Source organism: Psychrobacter sp. UBA3483, from assembly GCF_002377905.1.
Taxonomy (GTDB): domain Bacteria; phylum Pseudomonadota; class Gammaproteobacteria; order Pseudomonadales; family Moraxellaceae; genus Psychrobacter.
Genome location: NZ_DFQS01000044.1, coordinates 84,584 through 108,561 on the forward strand (window position 1 = coordinate 84,584; position 23,978 = coordinate 108,561).

The window sequence follows — 23,978 nt, forward strand, 5'->3', positions numbered from 1 at the left end:
CATCGTCATGATGGGCGGCTTTTTTTGGTAATAATAAAAAACAATCTGGTTAAGACCCTGTGCTATATTTTAGACAAATGTTTATTTGGTAATAGCCATAATGTTAAACCACCTGATTTTAAACCGCTTAACTCTATCTGTATTACTTACTGTTTCGCTTCCGGTAGCATTAACAAGTTGTCAGTCTAATATTGCAAAAGATAATTCTACACCTGCTAACTCAATAGTGACTGGCTCTAGCACTTCTGCTCCAATACTATCTGAGCAAGTGATAAATGTTGAAAGTGTCAATCGCTTTGATTGGAAATTGGTGCGCTGGATAGACAATCAAGGTATTGTTAATGATGTCGATACCGTACCGCCGTTAATGCTTGACGTGCGTCCTAGCAATTTAGTGTTTAAATATGACTGCCAGCGCTATCGCTTAAACCATGATGGTTATCAAGATTACACTTACAGCTCATACGGCGTAACTACCATTACGCAGCCTTCTTGCTTAATAACTAATAAACAAGCAGCTCACAATATCTTTCAGTATTTAGAACGATTATTTCCTGAATACGGCAGAGGACGTTTTAACCTTAGAATCACTTCACCATCTACACAAACAAAATCGTTTTCATTTTTGAATAAACTTACTCCAAAAAAACCAACGCCTTATGAGCTGGTCTTAAATGTTCAGGACAAGCAGCTTGTATTTGAAGGTACACTTAAGACCCTACAACCAGTAACGGGACTAGCCATTACTTATGAGTTTCTAAAAGAATATCAATGGCGATTGGTAAGCGCAGTCGATAGCAATCAAAAAACCATCATTGAGCTTAGTCGTCCAGATTTTCCAGTGACTGCCTATTTTGCTTACCCAATGTATAACGATGAGCATCATGTTGGCTTTAGCTCTGATTGTAATGGTGTTGGTGGTTCTTACATTTTAACGCCTGACAATAAATTGTTGATTGGTTCAAGCCCCCAAACTATGATGGGGTGTAGTCCTAAACGTGAAGCGGCAGAAGATAAAATCAGAGAACTTGAACAGTTAAGCAAAAGCCAATTGACCTTACAAAGATTACCAAATACCAACCTCGACTCCTCAAGCTTACCCTATTATTTACTTACTCAAAAACTTGATACGGGCGAAACACTCATTTGGAAAAACGAAGTAAAGAAAATACCTTAGCCCCTATTCATTTTCATATTTTTTAAAAAGGATTTTACAATGCTCCTGCCAACTATAAAGCGCTCATTAACTATTATCAGCTTGTCTGTAGCAGTGGGATTAATGGGCTGCCAGTCTGCGCCATTGAATAGTACCCAGCAGACCACTATCGTCAACGCCCCTGTTATTAAAGATAAATCTAACTTTACTGACGAGATAGTAATTAAAGAATCACAAGTAATGCAATGGGTAGCTCACTATGACTGGCAATTGGTGCAAGTAATTAATCAAAACGGTAACATAGTCGATATCGAAAATTTCGCACCGATTACCTTAGCAATAGAACCCAGTTCAGTCAGTTTTTATCAAGGTTGCGAGCAATATATGCTGGATTTTCATTCGATGTCCGCCCCACCTTACCCCTACTACTCTCATCTTGCCAAAGTTCCAACAACCTGTAACGATGACAATGCCCTTGATAGTAAAACTGTGATTACAGAGGATAATAGCATTCAATCGTTATTTGTTAAGTACGCACCTGTTAGGCTTAATTTTGAGTTATTGCCAAATTCGCATTTAACATCAGAATCAGCGTCAGTCGCGATACGGACTGCCCCTAAACGTTTGGCACTTAATATCGAAAACGGTAATCGCTTAATTTTTATAGGTTCACCTAAAGCATTAGCAGCTCCCACTGGATTGCCCATTACTAACGAGCTTTTGGAGAAATATCATTGGACGCTGGTGAGCGCCGTCAGTAATACTTATGATGAAAAAGGGGAATTAGATAGAAAATCTTTGGGCAATTTTTATCACCCTGAGCACCCTATTTCAGCGAGCTTTGAGAGTTGGCCTAACAATCAATACGCATCCTTTAGCTCAGGCTGTAACGGCTCACGCGCGCCCTATTTTTTACTCAATGATAATACTTTCAAAGTCGGTACCATCATCAGCACTGTAATGGGCTGCGGTGAGACAGGCAATCGCATTGAAAGCGCTTTGTTTGACTTGATGCGTAATAGCAGCAGTCAGCTAACATTAAGCTTACAACCCTCACAGCCAACATCGCCAACAGCAGATAATCAGACCGATATGCCTCGTTATAATTTATTGCAAACGATGGCAACAGGCGAAACCTTAGTTTGGCAAAACGAAGTAAAGAAAACGCTGTAAACCTTTTTCAAACGCATACGTTATTTACATTTATTAACCGATTGTTGCGCATTTAATGAATAGTTATATTTAAACCTTAGCTATACTGATTGCGACATTAAGCAATGTTTGAGTATTTTAATAAAACAATAGACATTCATCACAACAAATAAATATAAATGGAGATAATAATGAATAAGACGATGCTTGCAAGTGCTCTATTATGTGGTTCAGCGTTGGTAATGACGGGTTGCCAAACCGTCGAAGGACAAATGCAAACCGGCAATCCACTGAGCCAACCTGCGCTAAAATCTACTATCAATGCAGTCGCTGGTAATAAAAATGAAGTGGGTCAAGTATTCCTACGTCCAGTTGATGGCGGCGTACAAGTCTACGGTAAGCTCATGAACCTGCAACCAGGTAAAACAGTATCACTACACATCCATGAAACGGGTAGCTGTGCTGATATGGGTAAAGCGGCAGGTGGTCACTTTAATCCAGATAATAAACCGCACTCTAACCCTGATGATATGAATGGTCATGCAGGCGACTTGCCGAACTTAACCGCCAATGCTGATGGTGTTGCTACTATCAACTATGTGAATAAGAAAATCTCTGCCGCTGATGCAGGTAAATACAGTGTTAACCGTCTAGCCTTTATCGTCCATAGCGGTGCTGATGATTATAAGAGCCAGCCTGCTGGTAACGCAGGCGATCGCGTTGCTTGCGGTATCATCGAAAAGAACTGATAGCCCAAAAGTTAATAGCAAAAAACCTCTTAGATTATCTAAGAGGTTTTTTATGGTTTAAAGATAAGGTGATTACAGAGGTTTACTCTTCTACCCACTCGCCATTACGCCAGTACACGCCCCAACGGGTGGCTTTGCCGTTTTTCTCAGAGCCAATATACTGCTCTTTTTTCTTCCGTGACCAACGTAGAATGGTTGGATTGCCATCTGGATCCTCATCTGGACCTGCAAACAGATACTGGAATTTATCTTCCATTTTATCTTTGATTTCGCGTAACTCAGCCAGCTTTGGTGGACGGGTTTCGCGTACTTTTGGGAATTTAGACGCGGCTAAGAACATCCCAGCCGCCCCTTCACGCAAGATAAAGTAATCATCATGTTTGGTCGATTTTAGCTCCGGCAGATGGATAGGCTCCATACGCGGCGGTGCCGCTTCACCAGTTTTAAGCACTTTACGCGTGTTATCACATTTCTGACAAGCAAAGTATGGCCCAAAACGTCCGGTTTTTAGTTCCATCTGTCCATCGCATTTATCACAGTCGATGGTTGGCGCATCTGAACCCGGTACTTCAAACTTACCTTCTTCTAGGATATAGCCGTCGCAATCAGGATTATTACCACAGATGTGCAGCTTTAGACCACCATCGACGATATAGCCATTCATCGCCGTTCCGCATTTCGGACAGCGTTTTTTCTCCATCAAATCTTTAACTTCGGCTGCTTCATCATCGCTGTCGCCATCATCAAGATTGGCAAACGCTTCGACTGGCATCAAGTTCTTGGTACCTTTGCAGCGCTCTTTTGGCGGTAAATTATAGCCAGTACAGCCTAAGAATACACCCGTTGAGCCGGTACGTAGTTGCATCGGACGATCGCAAATATCGCAATGGACGTCTGGCACATCGGTTGGATCATTCGGACGCATACCATCTTTTTCTTTGGCACGATCTAGAGTCTTTTTAAAGTCGCCATAAAAGTTATCGAGGACATCTTTCCAGTCGGTATCGCCTTCAGCAACATGGTCAAGCTTGTCTTCTAGCGCAGCGGTAAAGGTATAATCCATCAAATCTGGGAAACTGGCGGTCAATCTATCGGTGACAATATCGCCCATTTTTTCAGCAAATAAACGTTTGTTTTCAAGCTTCACGTAACCGCGATCTTGAATGGTTGAGATGATAGACGCATAAGTCGAAGGTCGACCGATGCCTTTTTTCTCAAGCTCTTTGACAAGGCTTGCCTCTGTGTAACGCGGTGGCGGCTTGGTAAAGTGTTGACTCGGATCGAGCTTATCGAGCGTTAACTTATCACCTTGTTTGACATCAGGTAATAAAGTATCGTCAGTCTTCGCTGGTGGCATGACTTTAGTAAAGCCATCAAACACTAGGGTGCGACCGCGTGCTTTTAGCTCGACATCGCCGGCAGCGACAAATAGATTCACGGATAAGTATTTCGCAGGCGTCATCTGACAAGCGACAAACTGACGCCAAATCAGCTCATATAGACGAATGGCATCACGCTCAACGCCTTTTAACTGCGTCGATTTCATATTGACGTTAGACGGACGAATCGCCTCATGCGCCTCTTGTGCGCCTTGCTTATTGCCATAGAAGTTTGGCTTTTCTGGCACGTATTTGTTGCCATAACTGTCCTCGATATAGCCACGTACGGCGGCTAATGCATCACCAGACAAGAAAGTCGAATCGGTACGCATATAAGTAATATGACCAGCTTCGTATAAACGCTGCGCCAAAATCATGGTTTTCTTAACTGAAAAGCCCAAGCGCGTACTGGCAGCTTGCTGCAATGTCGAGGTGATAAACGGCGCACTCGGACGCGACTGCGTTGGCTTCTCTTCGCGCTCTTTCACGATAAAGTCGTTTGAATTAAGAACTTCTAGGACTTTATCGGTCTGCTCTTTATTAACAAGCTTTAGCGTTTTGCCGCCTTGCTTGGTTGCCTCTAGACGAATCGCAATGTGCTCAGCGTCTGCCGCTTTCTTGACTTTACTATCAGCAACGTGAGTATCAGCGTGAATCTGCCAATACTCTTCTGGGATAAAGGCGCGAATCTCATGTTCACGCTCGACGACCAAACGCATGGCGACCGACTGCACGCGACCAGCTGACAGACCGCGAGCGACTTTTTGCCAAAGTAGCGGCGATACCATAAAACCAACGACGCGGTCTAAAAAGCGCCGCGCTTGCTGCGCATTAACGCGGTCGATATCGAGCTTTGAGGGCTGTTTAAAGGCATTTTGAATAGCGGATTTGGTAATCTCATTAAAGACCACGCGCTCATATTTACTGTCTGCGCCGCCGATGACTTCTTTGAGATGCCAAGCAATCGCTTCCCCTTCTCTATCCATATCCGTTGCTAGATAGATTTTGTCAGCGTCTTTGGCGAGGGCTTTTAGCTCTTTGATAACCTTAGTCTTATTAGGCAATACCTCATAGACAGCCGCCCAGTCATGTTCTGGGTCGACGCCCATGCGCCGTACTAATGCCTGCTGGGTTTTTTCTTCTTTGCTTAGGCTGTCATCTTTTTTACTCGCGGCTGGCTTCTTCGCGCTTTTGCTCGCGCCCACTGGCAAATCACGGACATGACCGATACTTGAGCGGACGATAAAGTCGTCGCCTAAGTATTTATTAATGGTTTTTGCCTTGGCGGGTGATTCTACAATCACCAAAGACTTGCCTTTGGGTTGGTCTTTTGCCGTGGCTGGGCTTTTTTTGGTTGCGGTTTTTGCCATAAGTGACGACACCATAATAAGTAAATTAAAATAAGGATAAACTCGGCAGCTGGCAATTTATAATAGTTAGTTATAATGGCTCAGCGAATTATTGTAGTAATGGCGGCCGATAAAAACGGTTATAAAACAAACAATAACCATAACGCATAGATACAGTTATAAAGACGTTACACTGCAAAGCGTTAAGCTGTCAACTTAAAATGACTGAGAGTTTGCCAAAAGGACTTGCATATTGCCTCTTTATGGAGACGAAAAAATTTTTTACTAGCACCGTGCGTTTTTTATGCCGACTTTTGCATCTGTAATGCCCATTTCTCAAGGTTCTCTTTCATGATTAATAAGTCGCTTTCAATCGTTTGCTGCTGATAAGCAGGATTGGTCGCCGGACGCACATAAGCAATATCTTCCCAATAAATAACAATGCTATTCGACTTCACCAATAATGCTTTCACAAATGGCTCGATGCTGGCTGGCAGCGCTAAAGGTTCTTTATCCAAGCTAAAATTGGCTTGTACGGGTAAGCTTTTATTGTCGCTGCTATTGTTATCACTACTGCTGGCGTTACTTGCCGGACGCCATTGTCCATCTAGCACCTGATAGCGAGTTAATGGCAGCTTGACATTATCGAGCACCAAACCATATTGCCCAATCATGCCGCGACCATACTCATTGTCACGGCCTTTTACCCAATCAGGGCAAGTAACTAACTTGGGATTGAGCTGCAAACGGCGCGCCGTCATACGCAGCTTATCCAAACGCTGGTCGATACCGCTAGGTTTAAGCGCCATCATACTCCCTAATACAAATAGTACAATGGCGATCGCAATCCACATTCCCATAACAGTCTGACCTTTTAACAAAATTAATGGTGTGCTAGTGATTAAAACGGGCTGAATAATCTATCAGCGTGGCTCTTTATATAACAGCTTAAATATAAACGGCGACTATCTAGTCGCTTATAATGAGCGTAAACCTTTAAAAAACAAACGCTCGTAAATACTATCTTCTATAAAGGGCTAGCTGCTAGGCACACCTGATATTTACCAACGCCTTGCTATTTATAGTGGCATATCAAATACTTAGTACATAAAACCACTGATCCGATAACAAGATGCAAAAAGTTGGTCGCCTAAAAAGGTGCTATGATAAACCATAATTTTAAACGCGCGCAGGTTTATTATGAATTATCTTATTAAACAAAACTCATCGATTGCTGCATCAGTAAGTAAAGGTGTCGGCAAACTTATAGGTAAATCTGGGCTGACCATCTCGCTAGTAGGCGTAGCTTTACTGACTTTATCGGGCTGCGCGACCACCCAAAGTCTGACGCCTGAACAATGCCAAAATAGTAACTGGCAAGAAGTCGGCTATGTCGATGGACTTCACGGGCGCTCGGGTGCTTACTTTGGCAATTATACCAATCAATGTGCAAGTGTCGTTGGCGCAACGCCAAACCGCATATTGTGGGAGCAAGGTCGTCAGCAAGGACTAAAAAACTACTGTACCGAACTCAATGCCTATAAACTTGGCCGCGAAGGTTATGACTGGCAGCCTGTTTGTCCGCTCGAAGGCATCGAAAAGCTTGAGGAAGCCTACGCACAAGGACGCTACTATTATATACGTCAGCGCGACCTTGACTATCTGCGCTCACCGTATCCATTCGGTTATGGACCTGGACGCTTTGGCTACGGTTATCGCCCGTTTGGTTATGGTTGGTAATTACTATGATTAATGGTCGCTATACAGTCAAAACATCCTGAAAACGCGACGGTATTGCTGATATCAATTTTTTGTAGCCTCTGTCTGCGTAGGCACAGCAAACAAGAAAAATTGATATCAGCAGTGCGTGATGTATCGATATTACTTTTCACTCACTATATGACCCACCGAATGCCATACAATCTACTAAATTGAAGGGTTGCTAAAAAAAGATAACCTCGCAAGGTTGCCCAAGCGAGGCGGGAGAGAAAGTTTATTATTTTAATTATTCTTGTTATTGTCGTGGTTATTTTCTTGTTGTTAAGCTTACTTATTTACCTTGCTAGCTTATTGTTTTAAAAACTATTTTTACTGCTCATCTACTTATTAATCAGTCGTTTAAACTTTATTCGTTAACAAAAGCCACCTTCGTTAATCCTGCTTGACTGGCTGCCGCCAACACTTGCGCCACGGTATCATACCTACTTTCTTTATCGGCACGCAGCTGGATAGAAGGATCCTTGCCATTCGCCGACTGTTCTTGCAGACGCACTTCTAATGCTTCTATACTGATAGGCTTGTCATCCCAAAACAAACCTGCATCTTTATCGATGCTAATTTGAATCGCCTCGGGCGGTGTTTCATTGACCTCGGCACTGGTTTTCGGTAAATCCAATGGCACCGTTGGATTCAGTACGGTCGCTGTCAATAAAAAGATAATCATCAATACCAGCATGATATCGATAAGCGGAATAAGATTCATCTCATTCATGCTTTGACTGTCATCGTCACCCAATTGAAATGCCATAATTGTTCTCAATACCGTTAATTGTCGTCTTTGCTGCTCGTGCTTTTTTGGCTTATTATCTCTACTGAACCATCACTACAACTGCGATGGTGCGGATTTATGATAATGCTCAGCTTGTTTATCTGCATTTGACTGCTTCGTTAACTGCGTTACTTGATTAGTAGTATCACGTTGGACTGCTGGCTTTTGAATTGGCGCTTGTTGCACTGCAGCAAGCTCGCTAGATTGTGCCAATAAATCATGCGCTCTATCATTGGCGTGATACATGACGCGGCGATTGATACGTATCGCAAGGTTATAAAACACCACCGCCGGAATCGCAACAGCAATCCCTAAACCAGTCATAATAAGAGCCTCACCGACAGGTCCTGCGACTTGTCCTAATCCTGCCTGACCACTGACACCGATATTATGCAGCGCATGGAAAATACCCCACACCGTGCCAAACAGACCGATAAACGGCGCGATTGCTGCTGTCGTACCAAGTATCGGCAAACCGCGCTCACTGGCAAAACGATAGCGACCGATATGCTTGAGTAACGTCTGCTCAATCACCAAACGCCGAGACGCGGCATCGCTTTCAACCAAATTGTCCTGCTTACTATGAATCTGCGCACTCAAGTCATCGGCGACGCTAGCTGCCAGTTTGCGACTTTGCAATATGCGAATGATACCCGTCACCCAAGAGGCAATAGATAAAATAAGAAGCAAAAAGAATAAGGTTCTGGTCACCATATCGCTATATTGCCAGTAGGTTGTAAAGTCCATATCAGACTCCTTAATGTGGGATGTCGTTACTTGTCATTTTATGATTGTTAGCAGTACGAGTTTTGATAACTATTTTCGTACATCGTTGCTATATTTCGCTGTGTTTCACTATATTTTGTATGTGTCGGTTGTTTTATATCTGCTTGTATAAATGCGCTTTTCTACACCCAGTCTTTTATATTTAAGGAACCGCATAGGCAATTGGCAGGGTGACATTGCCGACCACTGGCGCGCCGTTTTTGGTAAAGGGTTTGAATTTACCTGAACGCACTTGGCGCTGTGCTTCTTTATCTAACAGCGGATTTCCTGACGATTGGGCCACACGTATGCTATCGATACCGCCTTGTTTATTGACTCTTAATACCAACACCACGTTGAGCGTATCTCCCGAACGGGCGCGGCGAGCGGCGCGGTCAGGAAAGCTAAAGTTTGGCGCCGATGCCCAGTTCGCAGCACTGGCGGTAAAGTTGACAGGCTCATTACTTGCCGCAGCCGCAGCTTTGGCTGCAGCCTCTGCTTTTGCTCGAGCAGCGGCTTCCGCTTCTCTTTCAGCCTTTGCCTGCGCTTCTTGCAGCGCTTTTGCTTGCGCTTGTCTTTCCGCTTGTTGCGCTGTCTTTTCTGCCTGCGCAGCTATTATACGGCGCTGTTCGTCAGCGACTGACTTATCAATAACTGGTGGCTTGTCTTCTATTTTTTTCTTTACAGGTGGTTCTTTTATAGGCGGCGTCTGTACAGGTTTTTCTTTCTGAACGATTGGTTCTTCTTCTCTTACCACTGGATCTACTGGCGTAACCGCTTTCATTTTTTGTTGCGTTTTTGGTTCAGGCTTGGGTTCGGGTTTAGACGTTGGTATAGATTCAGCTTTACTTTGCGGCACTTCCTCTACCTCAGTAACCACGTTTTCGATGGGTTGAGTAGGTAATGTGACCATTTGGATTTCAAGCGGCGGCGTCTCTTTAATGGGCTCATCTTTAAGCGTAGGCGCTTTGATGATCACCAAAGCGATTGCGGTAAGCAGGTGTAGCCCGACCACTAAAATAATAGCGATAAGTATCAATCTAAGTGGTGGCGCCTCTAAATCCGTTGAACTCATAACACCCTAACATTTAACCGTTATAGAATAGCGTAGATAATAATGCAAACGATAACTATTATCAATAGTAAATTATTAATCTCTCCATTTTTTTACTGCCTATCTTAAGCAAAGTTCTTGAGCAAAGTTGTTTAAAACTAAAAATTTAATGAATGAAAAGTCAGTTAATAAAAACCATTATCGTTAATATTGATAATAAGTCTCAATTACTTTATTATGGCAGTTGTTTTTATAGTAAAAATAGCAAATGATCGTAAAACTTTAATTATAAAGCCGCTATTTTTTATCATTATTCTGCTGTTTTTTTAGCATTCTTATAACAATACCAACCAAACCTTTGATATACCGAGTTATTTATGACTACTACTTTATGTTCTAATCGTACCGCAAGCCCCCTTGTTAAACGTCCATTATTGACCGCCATGATGACCGCGTTCATTGCTAGTGTTGGCTTAGCAGGTTGTAGTTCGCCTGATTCAAGTGATAATGAGATAACAGAAACCAAAGCTGAAAACCAAACGGCTGATGCGGCCTCGAATGTAGCTGAAAATGACAACGTTTCTGTTGCGACCATCGCAGTTGATACGGTAAAAGGTAAAGTCGATTTGGCCATGAATCCATCACCATTGGTCGTTTATGATATGACCTTGATGCAAGATTTGGCGGCGCTTGACGTAGCGGTTGACGGTATGCCAAGTGGGCTACTTTTAGATAACTTACAGTCAAAAGTACATCCTGATCCTAAAGAAGTCGGCACGGTATTTGAGCCTGATCTTGAAGCGTTGAACGCCATGCAGCCGCAAGCAATTTTGATCGGCTCACGTATGGCAGAAAAATACAATGAGCTATCGAGTATCGCACCCACGCTGGATATGAGCATTGATACGGCAAATATTTATGAGTCAAGCAAGCAGCGCTTACACGATTTGGGTGCGTTATTTGGCAAAAGCGATCAAGCAGTAAAATTGCAAGGCAATATTGACACGCTGATTGACGAGACCAAAGCCTTAACCAAAGAAAATAAAGGCAAAGGCTTGGTGGTCATGGTCAATGGCAATAAGCTGTCAGCCTATGGTGATAAGTCGCGTTATGGTTTTATTCACAGCGTATTAGATATTCCAATGGCAGATGATAAAATCACTGATGCGCGTCACGGTCAGCCTATCTCATTTGAATACATACAAAAGACCAATCCAGATTGGTTGTTCGTCGTCGATCGTAGCGCTGCAATCGGTGAAGATGGTGCGGGTGCCAAAGCCGTATTGGACAACCCACTGGTGGCGCAAACCACTGCGTGGGATAAAGCCCAGGTAGTGTATCTAAGCCCAGACTCTTACTTAGCCTTTGGTGGTTATTATCAGTGGCTACAGGATTTAACGACGATTAAAAACGCCTTTACTAAGGCAAAATAAATTTTGACGCTATACAAGATACAAGTAGCAGCTGTTGCTTATGACAGTTGCTATCCATAAAAATTTTCACACCCTATTCGTAAGCCAGTAGCCGTTATGCCATTATTTTCACCTCGTGCTCAAGCCAGCGTTAAAACCAGCTCTACTCTGCCAGCTGCGCCATCAAGCTGGCAGCCGAGTGCAAGTAGTGGCAGCCGCTACGCCCGTGATAAAAAGCGCCGCGCGGCGATACCGCCGTGGTTAATAAACACAGCCAGCCTCATTATTATGGGGCTTTTGGTGTTATTAAGCTTATCCATTGGGGTGGCAGATTTTTCGTGGTCAGGTATTTTGCAAAGCCTTATCAGTCAAAGCGCCAACTCTGATAGCTCATTAATGTTGGTGAGCCGTATTCCGCGCACCATTGCCATTATTTTGACGGGTATCGCGATGGCGGTGGCTGGGATGATTATTCAAGTGGTGCTGAAAAACCGCTTCGTGGAACCCTCGATGGTTGGGGCAACCCAAAGCGCCGCATTAGGATTACTGGTAGTCAGTTTATTGTTCCCAGCTAGTGCGCTACTGGTCAAAATGGGTGTCGCAACCATTGCGGCAGTTGCTGGCATGATGCTCTTTATGCTGCTGATACATCGCGTTCCGCCGACGGATTTTTTGATGATTCCACTGATTGGTATTGTCTTTGGTGGCATTATCGAGGCGATAACCACTTTTATCGCCTACCAAACTGAATCATTACAGATGCTCAGCGTTTGGCAATTTGGCGACTTCTCTTCGGTATTAGCTGGACGTTACGAATTGCTTTGGTTGACGGGCGCACTATGCGTGCTGGCTTATATTATCGCTGATAAACTGACCATCGTTGGTTTAGGCGACAATATCGCGCTAAACTTAGGGATTAGTAAACGACAAGTGACGTGGCTTGGTGTTGGCATGGTGGCGATGATGAGCGCTGTCGTCGTCGTAACCGTTGGTATGATTCCCTTTATCGGTTTGGTCGTACCCAATATCGTTAGCCGCATTATGGGCGATAAATTACGTCGCAGCTTGCCCGCAGTCGCGCTCTTGGGCGCATCAGCCGTGCTACTTTGTGATATTATCGGGCGCTCCATTCGTTATCCTTTTGAAGTGCCTGTGGCGACAGTTTTTGGTGTGGTCGGCACGGTGATATTTTTATGGTTGTTATTACGTGCGCCTGCTGAGCAATAAGCCCTAGCGCAATCTTGTCGCTGCCTGATTGTTAACACTTTTCTTAATTTATTCGTCCTGTTGTCTGATTAGATAAGCTTGGCGTTGTTACTATTGAAGGTAGCATAGTAGGATTTATTCATGTTCTCATCGTCTAAGCATAACTTTATAAACGACAATTCTACCAAGACTGGCTCGGCAAAAAAGAGCGCTCTAGCAAATGCTACTTTAGACAATGACAGCCTTGAAGATACTTGTCGTCAAAACCTTTTAGCAAAACTTTGGACCTTTATCGCTGGTCATCCAAAATCCATTGCCGCGATTATTTTACTTATCTCGATGACGCTGTTTTTGACACTTAACGTCAACGGCTATTGGGACTTTGCCCTGCCATTACGGGGTAAAAAATTACTGGCGCTAATGGTCGTCGGTTATGCCATCGGCGTATCAACCCTGCTCTTTCAAACCTTGACCCACAATCCTATTTTGACACCCTCCTTATTGGGCTTTGACTCACTGTATGTGTTATTACAAAGCTTATTGGTGTTCTTTTTAGGCGCAATTAGTTTTACCAGCATCAACCCCATTACCAAATTTACCCTTGAAATCGTCCTCATGTTTGGCGCGTCGTTATTGTTGTTTCGACTGTTGTTTTCAAAAAGCAGTCAGGATTTAACGCGGCTGATACTGGTAGGCGTTATCTTTGGCGTGTTGTTTCGCAGCTTATCAGCGCTAGTTGCACGGCTCATTAACCCCGATGACTTCGTGGTAGTCCAATCGGCCAGTTACGCGCAGTTTAATACGGTCAATCCGCAGCTTTTGGGCATTAGCTTTGTTATTTGCGTCATCAGTGCGCTATTTATCTGGCGCTGGCGCTATCAATGCGATGTCTTGATGCTGGGCAAACCACAAGCAATTAACCTTGGTATCAACTATCAACGCCTCGCCTTTGGGCTATTAACGGTCATTGCGGTATTAGTCGCTACGGCAACCGCCTTGGTCGGTCCGGTAACTTTTTTTGGCTTACTGGTCTGCGCCTTGACCAATCGTATCGCGCGCCATATGTATCACAGTGAGCGTCTGATATTGGTCAGCTTGGTGGCGATGATTTGCTTGGTCCTCGGTCAAACCATATTTGAGCAAGTGCTCGGCATGGCAGGCGTATTGTCAGTGGTGATTGAACTGGCAGGCGGCTTGGTATTTTTATTACTCATATTTATGACCTATCGCCGCTAATGATGACTTTTTAAAACGCAACGGTTAAACTTTTCTAAAAACAAGAACTGCTATGATTAAAATAAATAATGTCTCCCACCATATTGGCAAACAGCAAATCCTGCATGACATCAGCCTGTCTTTACCGCCCTCGCAAGTGATTGCCTTAATAGGGCCAAATGGTGCGGGTAAATCGACGCTGTTTTCGGTGATGTCGCGCTTGCAACCGTTACAATCAGGGCAGGTCAGTTTCGTTATAGGGAATGAGGAGCATGACATTGTCAGCTGTCATGCACGAACGCTGTCTAAGACCGTAGCCATGCTTGGGCAAGACAACCAAGTACAAGGTCGGTTGCGTGTGCATGAGCTGCTGATGTTTGGGCGCTATCCTTATCATCAAGGACAACCAACGGCTGATGATCAGCAAAAAGTGCAGGAAATTATCGAACGCTTTGAGCTTGAGCCGTTAGCCGAGCGCTTTTTATCGACGCTCTCTGGGGGTCAACGTCAACGCGTGCTGATTGCGATGATTGTCTGCCAAGATACACCGTACCTACTCCTTGATGAACCGCTCAACAATCTAGATATGTACCATGCTGGCCGTCTGATGCGTGAGCTGCGCGAATTGAGTCATACTGAGCAAAAAACCGTGGTGATTGTCTTGCACGACATCAATCAAGCTGCGCAATTTGCCGATACGGTAGTGACGATGAAAGAGGGTCGCGTACTGGCAACCGGCGCGCCTGTTGATGTACTCACGCATGAAACCATGAAAGAGCTGTACAAAGTCGATGTGACTGTCCTTAACCATCAAGGGCGACCCGTGATTGTCGATACCGTTTAAGTACGGGGTGTTTTATAGCTGTTTTTTAATAGCCGGTTTTCCGTAATGGTTTGAAAATTTATTTTTAATGGTCAATTTTTGCTTTAATCGGCTTTGACTACCTTTGACCCATAAATACACACCGGTAGCGGACAAAACTGCCACGGCCAACCCTATCATTGCTAAGAATATTTGATACAGTAAATGAGCGTTACCCTGTCCAATATGCCCCATGTGTAAGATTGAGAACCATTGGTCGATTTTATTACCAAATGCGCTTTGATAACCGAAATTAACCTTTTCAACTTTGCCAGTCGCCGCAGACACTGTGATAGACGAGGCACCACCGTGAGTGCCGACATCTTTGTCGGTTTTAAAACGCATTTGCCATTGCCCCTCCTCTGTAAGCCTGCGGATACCCAATGTCTGCTGTACGGTTACGCCATTTTTTTGCGCAGCAATATGCGCTTGCTCAGTTAAATACGCAATACTATTCGCTTTATTAACAAAGGTATTACTACCCGTTTCAGTGCTCATTGGTGCAACGGCTGACATAGCCTGCTCGCTCGATTTATCTGTTGTCTTTGACTTGCCTTTTTCTTCTCTTTTACCCTCTCTACCTTCAAACCCAACCACTGCTTGCATCACGGGTTGATACACCGATTTTAAATTAAAACCGACACTCGACCACGCAATGACAAATAGCATCAGCCACAACCATAAACCAAAAGCGTGATGCAAATCATAATTGAGCTTAAAGGTATTGGTTTTGCGGCGGATTTTCCACGCCGGTAGCCAGCGCTTAATAAAAGACGCACGTTTTTTAGGCGTAGTTTTAGGTACAGTTTTTTGCGACACTTTTTTATTGTTAACCGCCCTAGGAAAGGTCAAGTAAAAGCCAATAAAGCAGTTAATCGTCCAAATAAGGGCTATCACACCTAGCAGCAGCTTACCGATATCGCCAAGCAATAAATCACGGTGTAACCAAAACACTTTCCACATGGTATTACGCCACGCCCACGCGTCTTTATCACGCGTTCCTACGATATCGCCGTTATAAGGATTGACATAAACCTCTTGAAACAGGGCTTTAGGTTGATTTTTGGTACTTTCACCTCTGGCTCTATCGACCGAAAATACTGCAGATTTATCCGCTTCTAATGATGTTGGCATACTAGAAAAATTGTACTTTGGATAGGCGGCGACCACCTTATCGTGCAGGGTTGCAATAGGAAGCTGTGGCGCATCTTGCCGCTCAATCTGAGCCAATTTATAATTAAACATATCATCCAACTCGGCATGGAAAGCTAATAACGAGCCAGTAATGCCAGCCATGATTAAAAAGCCTGCCATCACAAGCCCAGTATAACGATGAATCCATAGACAAATACGGCGTATATTCGATGCAAAAGAAGATAATGAAAGTGAAGTCATGAGTGCTGATTCTTTATGAATATATAGGATTAATGGGGCTACAGCCGAAGCGTAATGTTTAAAAAGAAAGTTTGAGTGCCAAAAAATAGCGATAAAAAAGCCAGCTCTTTTTTATAAAAAGCTGGCTCTATTGCGACTAGAAAATAAATACAGGGTTAAAACTGATAGGTTAAAGAAGCTTTGATATTACGACCTGGCTCGAAGTCAGTAGCAACATCATCAATCGGGTTTAGGCGAGATGAGTGGCTAGCATAAGCTTCATCGAAAAGATTATAAACGCCAAGCGTGGCTTTTAATCCATCAACTTGTTTTGGCGAATAGTTCATAAAGATATCATGAACATTATAGCTTGGTTTTTCAATGTCATTTTCGCCAGTATTTGGCATCACTGAAGCGACATAGGTACTGCGCCAGCCGATATCTGTGGTCTCCGTTGGACTATAAGCCAAATTGACCATATATTTATCACCCGACTCTGAGCTGCTTCCGGTCACTGATGGAATACTATAGCCTGTTTTGTCGCCTTTACTGCGCGCTCGCGAATAGCTCAAACCCATACTAAAGTTATTCATTTTATAATCAGCGGCGAGCTCAACGCCTTTAATTTTAAAATCTTCATCTTTATTGATGACGCCTTGGCAATCGCCACCTGGTTGTCCATTTGCACAGTTCAAGCCCGGTCTTGTCCCACCTGATCTCACAAACTCAATATAGTTTTCGATATCAGTTTCAAAGTATTTACCGCTTAGTTGCAGGGCATCACCGGCGACCGTTAGGTCACGTAAGGTTGTAACGATTCCCACTTCAGCGTTAGACCCTTCTTCTGCTTTTAAGTCATTATTAACATACGTTTTATCACCATCTGAATTAAAGATTGTTTGGCTTAAATCAGGACCATTAAATAACTGTGTGTAGCTAGCGAATACTTGCGTTAGTGGTGCAATCTCATAGCTTGCAGCAAGTGCACCGACGACATTGTCATAGGTTTTGCCACCAGAAATAAACTCAGGAGATTTGTAGCGGTCATAACGCACGCCTGGCGTTAAGCTAAACTTGCCCATTTGCCATTGGTCTTCTAGATAAACAGAGGTGTTTGTTGCCTCGTCTGACCCTGTTTTAACGAAGTCGCGCTCCATCTCCGATTCTTTTTTGTAGTGCTCAATCCCAGAGATGAGCTTGTGCGTGCCAACATTCGTAGCAATGTCACTGGTGTTTTGGATTTTTGCGCCTGTGGTTTGAACTTGCGCGTTAAAATCAAAACCTGGATCATTGATATAATCAGAATCGCGCAAAATACGGGTTTTAGTCTGATACACATTGGTATCTATATCAATCAGCGGATTGCTAGGATTAAACTTATAATCAATACCATAAGTATCGCGCTTCACCTGTTGCGGAATTGGTGGCTCAGAGCGACTCGGAAAATCTGGGCGGAATGGGAAAATCCCTTCTTTCTCAGTACGGCTAAAGCTTGCACCTACATGATGGTCATTACCAACATAAGCACCGGCTTTTAATAAGAAGCTCTCGCTCTCACTGTCTTCAAACAACTCACGACCTTCACCGTCTTCACCCGAGCTGGTATCACGCTTGCCATAATAAGCCAATAAATCGACATTATCAGATGGTGCGCCAAAAACCGTGGCAGACGTCAGTAGCTCATCATTATTACTGGCATAACCTGCTTTTAGCTTGGCACCAATCTTTTGACCAGGTTTAAGTAAGTCAGCGGCATCGACCGTTTTAAAAGCAACCGCGCCGCCAAGTGCATCATTACCGAGCGTGACAGAATTGTTACCCACTGCCACATCCGCTTGTTTGAGCAAATCAGGATCAATGGTGATATCGCCCATATGATAGAACAGCTTGCCTTCTTGGCGCGCGCCATCAATGGTGACTTTTAGGTTGCTATCTTCGAGACCGCGAATACGAATGCGCTGGTTGACCGCTGACGTACCGCCTATAGTCACGCCTGGCACCACATTTAAGAAATCGCTTAAATGGCTCGCTTGCTGTGCAGGCGTATAGTCTTCGACATCGACGCCATCCTCTTGCACCTTTTCACGTACCGAGCTATTGGCCGTCACGGTGATGGTTTGTAAGGTCGTACTAGGCACATCCGTTGCCGCAACCGCCAGCTGTGAACACAGGATTGCTGAAACAGCGACCGATAACACCGTTAATTGATTAGAAAATGTTGCTGACTTAACTTCACGCATAACACACTCACTTTACTTACTATTAGGATTGAAGGATTTAAGTGCCACTTTAGAAAGACAGTTTGAAAAAGATGGTCCGAAAAAGACAGTTTGGGATTTTGCTTTTTACTCTCTATTAAAACTTTTGTGTTTTATTGATTGACCACGCCTACTTAGTCAATAAACACATATAGAAATAACATGATTAATACTAATGATAATGATTAGCATTTGAAATATGACAGGCATAATAACGAAGTATTAACAATTTGGCAATAAATAAAGTGAGGAATTTAATTCAACCAGATAGATGACATTGTGAAAGTTAAGCAGCACCTAACATCGACTGCTATTAAGTACTTAATAGCAGTCGTAATTTTATTTGTCATAAGCGCATTAAGGTTTTGTTAAATCGCCGAGATGAAACAAATTAATATTTTAATCGCAAAAAAAACATTGCAATAAGCAAGGCTTTCGCTATACCCTTAGATAGCTGACTAATTAGTCAGGTTTTAATCACCATATCTGGCAATATTGATAAATAATGGTGAGCTGCTTTTATTTATTAGCACACGGAAAAGTGCGACTCTCTGTTGGAAAATTAGTAAATGCTTAGATAGCTAGAGAAACAAGATGAAGATCTAGAGTTTACTGAAAGGCTTTTTTAAGTCACGGACTCAACTCTCAAATCATCAGTTTTCCTACGCTGTTTAGGTTTACCTTCAGAGATTGGACTAAAAGTCACTTTAGGAGAAAGCCAAAATGAGTGAAGTTACTCAAGGAAACCCTGATTTATTATATGGACTGCATGACCGCCCCGCTCCTGCAAAAGCATTCTTAGGCGCGGTACAGCACGTACTTGCCGCGTTCGTTGGTATCATCACGCCCTCTTTAATCATTGGTGGCGCTTTGGGATTGGGAGAGCACATCCCCTATCTGATTAGCATGTCACTGATGGTATCAGGGGTCGCCACCTTTATTCAGACCCGTAAAGTCGGGCCCGTCGGCTCGGGGCTGATGGCATTACAGGGCACCAGTTTTGGCTTTTTGGCTGCCGTCCTTGCCGCAGGTTTTGTGGTAAAAAATAAAGGCGGTAGCCCAGAGGAGATTTTGTCGGTCATCTTTGGCGTGTCATTCTTCGGCGCATTTGTCGAAATATTTTTAAGCCAGTTCATCACCAAACTCAAATCTTTGATGAGCCCTATCGTCACTGGCTGCGTCATTGTCACCATTGGTTTGTCTTTAACCAAAACAGGTCTGACTGATTTGGCAGGCGGGGTGGGTGCCGAAAACTTTGGTAGTATGGAAAATTTACTACTGGGCGGCGGGGTGCTGGTCAGTGTGGTACTGATTAGTATCGTCAACAATAAAGTGATTCGCTCAAGCGCTATTTTTATCGGTTTGATGCTGGGCTTATTTGCGGCGATGTTGATGGGGCGTATTGACTTCTCTTTAGTCTCTGAAGCGCCATTACTTACCGTCCCTATTCCTTTTAAATACGGTTTGAGCTTTGATTGGCAAGCGTTTATTCCGATTGCCTTTATGTATATCATTACCAGTATCGAAACCTCAGGCGATTTGACCGCAACTTCAATGATTTCAGGCGAACCTATTCAAGGTCCTGTCTACGAAAAGCGTATCAAAGGCGGCGTGCTAGGTGATGGGGTCAATTCGTGGATTGCCGCGGTATTTAATACCTTTCCCGTCACTACCTTTAGCCAAAATAACGGCGTCATTCAAATGACTGGTATCGCCAGCCGCTATGTGGGTTTTTATGTGGCGGCGATTTTATTTACCATGGGGCTATTCCCTATCCTTGGCGCTATCTTTACGCAGCTGCCAAAGCCTGTGGTTGGCGGCGTGACGCTATTGATGTTCGCAACCGTTGCTACTGCGGGTATCCGCATCCTATCCACAGTGAATTTTACCCACCGTAATATCTTAATTATTGCGACTTCGCTTGGTTTATCGATGGGTATCGCGTTTGTTCCTGATGTCTTTGCGCAAACGCCGCAGCTGTTCCGCAATATCTTTGGCTCGGCAGTGACCATGTCAGGTATCGTCGCTATCACGTTGGATATGATTTTGCCAAAGAACTATGGCGTCGAGTTTGATACGTCTGATCAACATATAGAAGATGGTCTAAAACCTGTGCGCGTGTTGTCGAAAAGTGAGGTTGAAGGTCAGCCGTTATAACGGCAGCGGGCTTGGTTGAATAAATGGCGCGCTATGTAAAATCCGCTATTCAAGCCCGCAACCGCGCAGAATAAAGGGTATTAAGAAGTCAGCCGCGCGCGCTTCATCTTGCTTATCATAAGCGTCTTTTTGTAGCAGACCGACGATTTCTGTTTCAAATTCTGCATAACGCTGCGTCGTTGCCCAAATCAAAATCAACAGCTGCAATGGGTCAGCGATGCCAATTCTGCCTTGCTCATGCCAAGTTTTCATCACTTGTGATTTATCAAGCGCCCACTCTTTCATGGTTGTCGACATAAAGTCATGTAAATATGGGGCGCCGCCGATGACCTCTAACGCAAACAATTTATGACGGTTTGGATGCACAAACGCTTGGTGTAATTTGGTGCGTACAAACTTCTCTATCACGGCTTTTGGGTCGCTATCGACGGTCATTGTCACCAAACCATCGTTCCATTCTTCAATAATAGAGCGCAAAACCATTTTGTAGAGGTTTTTTTTATTTTTAAAGTAGTAATGGACATTGGCTTTTGGTAGTCCTGCCCGATCAGCAATGCCCTGCATCGTAGCGCCGCGATAGCTTTGTAATACAAACTCTTCTTCTGCAGCTGCCAAAATTACTGCTTGATTTTGGGCGCGGATATCTTGCTGATTACGATGAATAGGCGCCTCAGAATCGGACGCTTGAGATGTTTGATTAGGTTGGGTCATAAGATAAACCATTGGATAGGAGGATAAATAAGTAGCCATATTGCAACATATAACAGCACTGATAAGCCAATTTTATTTTTTATTTAGCGAAAATATAGCAGGGTTTTCGCCAGCGTATAAAAATAATTTGCATAAAACAGTTGACCAAATGGTCAGGTTTAAGCAGAATGGATGTTATTAAACCACTTATCACTCAATTAAACATAAGAATAAAGAGTTTTAAATTTAAATGAAAAGGATGTCACCGTGAGCTTAACACTAGCGCAATTTAATGCCCTCTCGCCAGACGAAGCACTCTCAAAACTATTGACCTGCTGCACTAGCAGCAAATGGGCGCATGACGTAGCAGGCGCTCGCCCTTTTGCAGATATAGACTACCTACTTGCCAGTAGCGACAAGGCTTGGCAGCAAGCGCAAACCCAAGAAGCCAATTTGCTTGAGGCCTTTGATGGTCATCCACAAATCGGCAACGTTGACTCATTAAAAGAAAAATACCGCAATACGCAAGACAGCGCGGCGCATGAGCAATCTGGTGCCAATAATGCTGACATGGATGTCATTGAAGCATTGGCAAAAGGCAATCAAGAGTATCTTGCTAAATTTGGCTTTATCTTTATCGTCTTTGCGACGGGCAAAAGCGCGCAAGAAATGCTGGATTTATTACTCACACGCCTGCCAAACGACCGCGCCACTGAGCTACTAAATGCGGCTACTGAGCAAAATAAAATTACCCGTTTACGCTTACAAAAACTACTCGGCGCTGCTTAAAGCAAATGTGCTTATTTTTACTATATAAAAGGAATGATCATGTCAGGCACTCTCTCTTCCCACATTTTAGATACCCATCTTGGCAAACCTGCCGCTGATATCGCAGTCACCCTCCACCGCGTGCCTGCAAACGGTGAGACCTATCTATTGGCAACAGGTGTCACCAACGCCGATGGTCGAGTTGCCGCTGACAGCTGGAAATTTGATACTAGTATCGATATCGCTAAATATCATTTAGATGTTGGCCGTTATACCTTGACGTTTGCGACCCAAGCCTATTTTGACGCGCAAAATCTCACGGCATTTTACCCGCAAGTAGTCATCGATTTTATGATCAGTGATGGCGGTCATTACCATGTACCGCTACTGCTCAGCGCACACGGCTATAGTACCTATCGCGGTTCATAAATGAATGGCTTAATGGATTTATAGCTGTCTGTTTTACCGTTTTCAATTAACGACAGAACGCTGAACCAAACATTGAATAAAAAAGTATTGCAAAGAAAAGGACAATTCGCGCATGGGTGCATATCTTCTCGACTGGGTCGCTTTATTTTTCCGCTGGTTTCACGTCATCGCTGGCGTGGCGTGGATTGGCGCCTCCTTTTACTTTGTTTGGCTAGACATGAGTTTACGTAAGCCGCCACAGTGGAAGGCGGACAAGGGTATATCCGGTGACTTATGGGCGGTACATGGCGGCGGCTTTTATGAAATAGCCAAATATAAGCTTGAACCAGAAGAGATGCCAAAAACCCTGCATTGGTTTAAATGGGAAGCTTATACCACTTGGCTTACTGGCATGGCGATGCTGGCTATCGTTTATTATTTCAATGCGACTGCCTATCTGATTGATCCCAGTAAAGTCGCTTTTGGCAGTAGTATCGGCGCGATTTCGACCAGCTTATTGTTTTTATTTGGTAGCTACTTTCTGTATGAAGTGATTGTTCGTAGTCGTCTTGGTAAAAACTCGCTGATTTTTAGCAGCCTTATCTTTATATTACTAGTGATCGCTTGCTGGGGTTCTTATCAGCTGTTTAGTGATCGCGCTTCATTTATCCATATCGGTGCTATTTTGGGTACGGTAATGGCGGGGAACGTTTTCTTCGGCATCATGCCCGCCCAGCGCGCTCTGGTTGATTGTGTGCGCCGCGGCGTGAAACCGGATAAAGAAGTGGCCGATTTGGCGCTACAAGCAAAAAACCGCTCGCTAATGAATAATTACTTTACCTTGCCGCTTATTTTTACCATGATTAGCAACCACTATCCGATGATGTATTCACATGCGCACGGCTGGTTGGTGTTGGTATTTGTCGGTATCATTACGGCAACGGTACGTCATTATTTTAATCAAAAACACTTGGGGCATCACAAGCCAAAGTTCCTCTGGATTCCGGCATTGGCAACGATCTTATTGATTATTTGGATGCGTCCTGCACCTGTTGAGCCCTTACCCGCTGCTAATGCCTCTGTTTCTACTCATACGGCTACCCCAAATAATGAGCCGCTAGCGACTGATAGCTTAGCAATGAGCGCTGCTACTGAAGCTGATACTGCGGTCAATAAAAACGCTGCCAACGCTGTACCTGTCGCTACCTCAGTGGATGATACCATCATGGATATCGTCCACACCCGTTGTACCACTTGCCACGCAGCGCAGCCAACCCAGCAAGGATTTGCCGCACCGCCAGCGGGCATCATTTTGCAGACCCCAGCCGATATAAAAATCCATCAAGCCAAAATCGTCACAGCGGTACAAACTGGCTATATGCCACTGGGCAATCTTACCGAGTTAACTGATGCAGAACGCCAGCAAATCATTGCTTATACTTCAGGTTTGTAGTTATTTTAATGAGCGTGTCATTT

20 protein-coding genes are annotated in these 23,978 nt (G+C 43.9%); 12 read left to right on the forward strand and 8 right to left on the reverse strand.

Annotated features, from left to right (window positions below):
- Positions 1-100 precede the first annotated feature (100 nt).
- From B2866_RS08095 to B2866_RS08105, 3 genes are all read left to right on the forward strand, one after another.
- Entirely contained in the window at positions 101-1,177 is a 1,077-nt protein-coding gene (locus tag B2866_RS08095; protein WP_296192579.1) for an META domain-containing protein, read from the forward strand.
- 39 nt (positions 1,178-1,216) lie between these two features.
- Positions 1,217-2,329, forward strand: a complete 1,113-nt coding sequence (locus B2866_RS08100; RefSeq protein ID WP_296192582.1) for an META domain-containing protein — start codon at positions 1,217-1,219, stop codon at positions 2,327-2,329.
- 170 nt (positions 2,330-2,499) lie between these two features.
- A complete protein-coding gene (locus B2866_RS08105) occupies positions 2,500-3,057 on the forward strand; it encodes a superoxide dismutase family protein (RefSeq protein WP_296192585.1) in 558 nt (185 codons plus the stop codon).
- A gap of 82 nt (positions 3,058-3,139) precedes the next feature.
- Here the strand turns inward: B2866_RS08105 and topA are convergent, their stop codons facing one another.
- Positions 3,140-5,806 carry a type I DNA topoisomerase gene (gene topA, locus B2866_RS08110; protein ID WP_296192588.1) on the reverse strand — a complete coding sequence of 889 codons (2,667 nt, stop codon included), beginning with the start codon at positions 5,804-5,806 and terminating at the stop codon, positions 3,140-3,142.
- Between the two features lie 281 nt (positions 5,807-6,087).
- Positions 6,088-6,645, reverse strand: a complete 558-nt coding sequence (locus tag B2866_RS08115) for a hypothetical protein (RefSeq protein WP_193032204.1) — start codon at positions 6,643-6,645, stop codon at positions 6,088-6,090.
- A gap of 340 nt (positions 6,646-6,985) precedes the next feature.
- On the opposite strand from B2866_RS08115, the gene B2866_RS08120 reads away from it, so the two are divergent.
- The gene (locus B2866_RS08120) at positions 6,986-7,525 is read left to right on the forward strand and encodes a DUF2799 domain-containing protein (RefSeq protein ID WP_296192596.1); all 540 of its coding nucleotides are present in this window, start codon (positions 6,986-6,988) and stop codon (positions 7,523-7,525) included.
- 385 nt (positions 7,526-7,910) lie between these two features.
- Here the strand turns inward: B2866_RS08120 and B2866_RS08125 are convergent, their stop codons facing one another.
- The 3 genes from B2866_RS08125 to B2866_RS08135 form a co-directional block, all read right to left on the reverse strand.
- A complete protein-coding gene (locus B2866_RS08125) occupies positions 7,911-8,312 on the reverse strand; it encodes an ExbD/TolR family protein (protein WP_068407187.1) in 402 nt (133 codons plus the stop codon).
- Positions 8,313-8,387: 75 nt separating this feature from the next.
- Positions 8,388-9,080, reverse strand: a complete 693-nt coding sequence (locus B2866_RS08130; RefSeq protein WP_296192601.1) for a MotA/TolQ/ExbB proton channel family protein — start codon at positions 9,078-9,080, stop codon at positions 8,388-8,390.
- 181 nt (positions 9,081-9,261) lie between these two features.
- Positions 9,262-10,173 (reverse strand): energy transducer TonB, encoded by a 912-nt coding sequence (locus tag B2866_RS08135; protein WP_296192605.1) that lies wholly within the window; start codon positions 10,171-10,173, stop codon positions 9,262-9,264.
- Between the two features lie 356 nt (positions 10,174-10,529).
- Between B2866_RS08135 and B2866_RS08140 the strand changes: the two genes are divergently transcribed.
- The 4 genes from B2866_RS08140 (at position 10,530) to B2866_RS08155 (ending at position 14,829) form a co-directional block, all read left to right on the forward strand.
- Entirely contained in the window at positions 10,530-11,585 is a 1,056-nt protein-coding gene (locus B2866_RS08140; protein WP_296192607.1) for a siderophore ABC transporter substrate-binding protein, read from the forward strand.
- A gap of 96 nt (positions 11,586-11,681) precedes the next feature.
- Positions 11,682-12,791: an ABC transporter permease gene (locus B2866_RS08145; RefSeq protein ID WP_296192610.1), complete on the forward strand. Its 1,110-nt coding sequence runs from the start codon at positions 11,682-11,684 to the stop codon at positions 12,789-12,791.
- Positions 12,792-12,911: 120 nt separating this feature from the next.
- A complete protein-coding gene (locus B2866_RS08150; RefSeq protein ID WP_191690455.1) occupies positions 12,912-14,006 on the forward strand; it encodes an iron chelate uptake ABC transporter family permease subunit in 1,095 nt (364 codons plus the stop codon).
- 52 nt (positions 14,007-14,058) lie between these two features.
- A complete protein-coding gene (locus B2866_RS08155) occupies positions 14,059-14,829 on the forward strand; it encodes an ABC transporter ATP-binding protein (RefSeq protein WP_296192612.1) in 771 nt (256 codons plus the stop codon).
- 12 nt (positions 14,830-14,841) lie between these two features.
- On the opposite strand, the gene B2866_RS08160 is transcribed toward B2866_RS08155, so the two are convergent.
- Both B2866_RS08160 and B2866_RS08165 read right to left on the reverse strand, forming a co-directional pair.
- Positions 14,842-16,242, reverse strand: a complete 1,401-nt coding sequence (locus tag B2866_RS08160; protein WP_296192615.1) for a PepSY-associated TM helix domain-containing protein — start codon at positions 16,240-16,242, stop codon at positions 14,842-14,844.
- A gap of 155 nt (positions 16,243-16,397) precedes the next feature.
- Complete coding sequence (locus tag B2866_RS08165; RefSeq protein ID WP_296192618.1) at positions 16,398-18,461, reverse strand: TonB-dependent receptor domain-containing protein; 2,064 nt, start codon at positions 18,459-18,461, stop codon at positions 16,398-16,400.
- 741 nt (positions 18,462-19,202) lie between these two features.
- Between B2866_RS08165 and B2866_RS08170 the strand changes: the two genes are divergently transcribed.
- Positions 19,203-20,636, forward strand: a complete 1,434-nt coding sequence (locus B2866_RS08170; RefSeq protein ID WP_296192620.1) for a uracil-xanthine permease family protein — start codon at positions 19,203-19,205, stop codon at positions 20,634-20,636.
- A gap of 45 nt (positions 20,637-20,681) precedes the next feature.
- On the opposite strand, the gene B2866_RS08175 is transcribed toward B2866_RS08170, so the two are convergent.
- Positions 20,682-21,347 carry a TetR/AcrR family transcriptional regulator gene (locus B2866_RS08175; RefSeq protein ID WP_068407211.1) on the reverse strand — a complete coding sequence of 222 codons (666 nt, stop codon included), beginning with the start codon at positions 21,345-21,347 and terminating at the stop codon, positions 20,682-20,684.
- Between the two features lie 246 nt (positions 21,348-21,593).
- On the opposite strand from B2866_RS08175, the gene uraD reads away from it, so the two are divergent.
- From uraD to B2866_RS08190, 3 genes are all read left to right on the forward strand, one after another.
- On the forward strand, positions 21,594-22,115 hold the full coding sequence (gene uraD / locus B2866_RS08180; protein WP_296192627.1) for a 2-oxo-4-hydroxy-4-carboxy-5-ureidoimidazoline decarboxylase: 522 nt from the start codon (positions 21,594-21,596) through the stop codon (positions 22,113-22,115).
- Positions 22,116-22,154: 39 nt separating this feature from the next.
- The gene (uraH, locus tag B2866_RS08185) at positions 22,155-22,523 is read left to right on the forward strand and encodes a hydroxyisourate hydrolase (protein ID WP_068407216.1); all 369 of its coding nucleotides are present in this window, start codon (positions 22,155-22,157) and stop codon (positions 22,521-22,523) included.
- A 112-nt stretch (positions 22,524-22,635) separates the two neighbouring features.
- Positions 22,636-23,955 carry a urate hydroxylase PuuD gene (locus B2866_RS08190; protein ID WP_296192629.1) on the forward strand — a complete coding sequence of 440 codons (1,320 nt, stop codon included), beginning with the start codon at positions 22,636-22,638 and terminating at the stop codon, positions 23,953-23,955.
- Positions 23,956-23,978: the final 23 nt, after the last annotated feature.

Excerpts from the sequence above, each read along its gene's own strand:
- B2866_RS08095 (WP_296192579.1), top strand. The coding sequence starts at position 101 with ATGTTAAACCACCTGATTTTAAACCGCTTAACTCTATCTGTATTACTT.
- B2866_RS08100 (WP_296192582.1), top strand. The coding sequence starts at position 1,217 with ATGCTCCTGCCAACTATAAAGCGCTCATTAACTATTATCAGCTTGTCT.
- B2866_RS08105 (WP_296192585.1), top strand. The coding sequence starts at position 2,500 with ATGAATAAGACGATGCTTGCAAGTGCTCTATTATGTGGTTCAGCGTTG.
- topA (WP_296192588.1), bottom strand. The coding sequence starts at position 5,806 with ATGGCAAAAACCGCAACCAAAAAAAGCCCAGCCACGGCAAAAGACCAA.
- B2866_RS08115 (WP_193032204.1), bottom strand. The coding sequence starts at position 6,645 with ATGGGAATGTGGATTGCGATCGCCATTGTACTATTTGTATTAGGGAGT.
- B2866_RS08120 (WP_296192596.1), top strand. The coding sequence starts at position 6,986 with ATGAATTATCTTATTAAACAAAACTCATCGATTGCTGCATCAGTAAGT.
- B2866_RS08125 (WP_068407187.1), bottom strand. The coding sequence starts at position 8,312 with ATGGCATTTCAATTGGGTGACGATGACAGTCAAAGCATGAATGAGATG.
- B2866_RS08130 (WP_296192601.1), bottom strand. The coding sequence starts at position 9,080 with ATGGACTTTACAACCTACTGGCAATATAGCGATATGGTGACCAGAACC.
- B2866_RS08135 (WP_296192605.1), bottom strand. The coding sequence starts at position 10,173 with ATGAGTTCAACGGATTTAGAGGCGCCACCACTTAGATTGATACTTATC.
- B2866_RS08140 (WP_296192607.1), top strand. The coding sequence starts at position 10,530 with ATGACTACTACTTTATGTTCTAATCGTACCGCAAGCCCCCTTGTTAAA.
- B2866_RS08145 (WP_296192610.1), top strand. The coding sequence starts at position 11,682 with ATGCCATTATTTTCACCTCGTGCTCAAGCCAGCGTTAAAACCAGCTCT.
- B2866_RS08150 (WP_191690455.1), top strand. The coding sequence starts at position 12,912 with ATGTTCTCATCGTCTAAGCATAACTTTATAAACGACAATTCTACCAAG.
- B2866_RS08155 (WP_296192612.1), top strand. The coding sequence starts at position 14,059 with ATGATTAAAATAAATAATGTCTCCCACCATATTGGCAAACAGCAAATC.
- B2866_RS08160 (WP_296192615.1), bottom strand. The coding sequence starts at position 16,242 with ATGACTTCACTTTCATTATCTTCTTTTGCATCGAATATACGCCGTATT.
- B2866_RS08165 (WP_296192618.1), bottom strand. The coding sequence starts at position 18,461 with ATGCGTGAAGTTAAGTCAGCAACATTTTCTAATCAATTAACGGTGTTA.
- B2866_RS08170 (WP_296192620.1), top strand. The coding sequence starts at position 19,203 with ATGAGTGAAGTTACTCAAGGAAACCCTGATTTATTATATGGACTGCAT.
- B2866_RS08175 (WP_068407211.1), bottom strand. The coding sequence starts at position 21,347 with ATGACCCAACCTAATCAAACATCTCAAGCGTCCGATTCTGAGGCGCCT.
- uraH (WP_068407216.1), top strand. The coding sequence starts at position 22,155 with ATGTCAGGCACTCTCTCTTCCCACATTTTAGATACCCATCTTGGCAAA.
- B2866_RS08190 (WP_296192629.1), top strand. The coding sequence starts at position 22,636 with ATGGGTGCATATCTTCTCGACTGGGTCGCTTTATTTTTCCGCTGGTTT.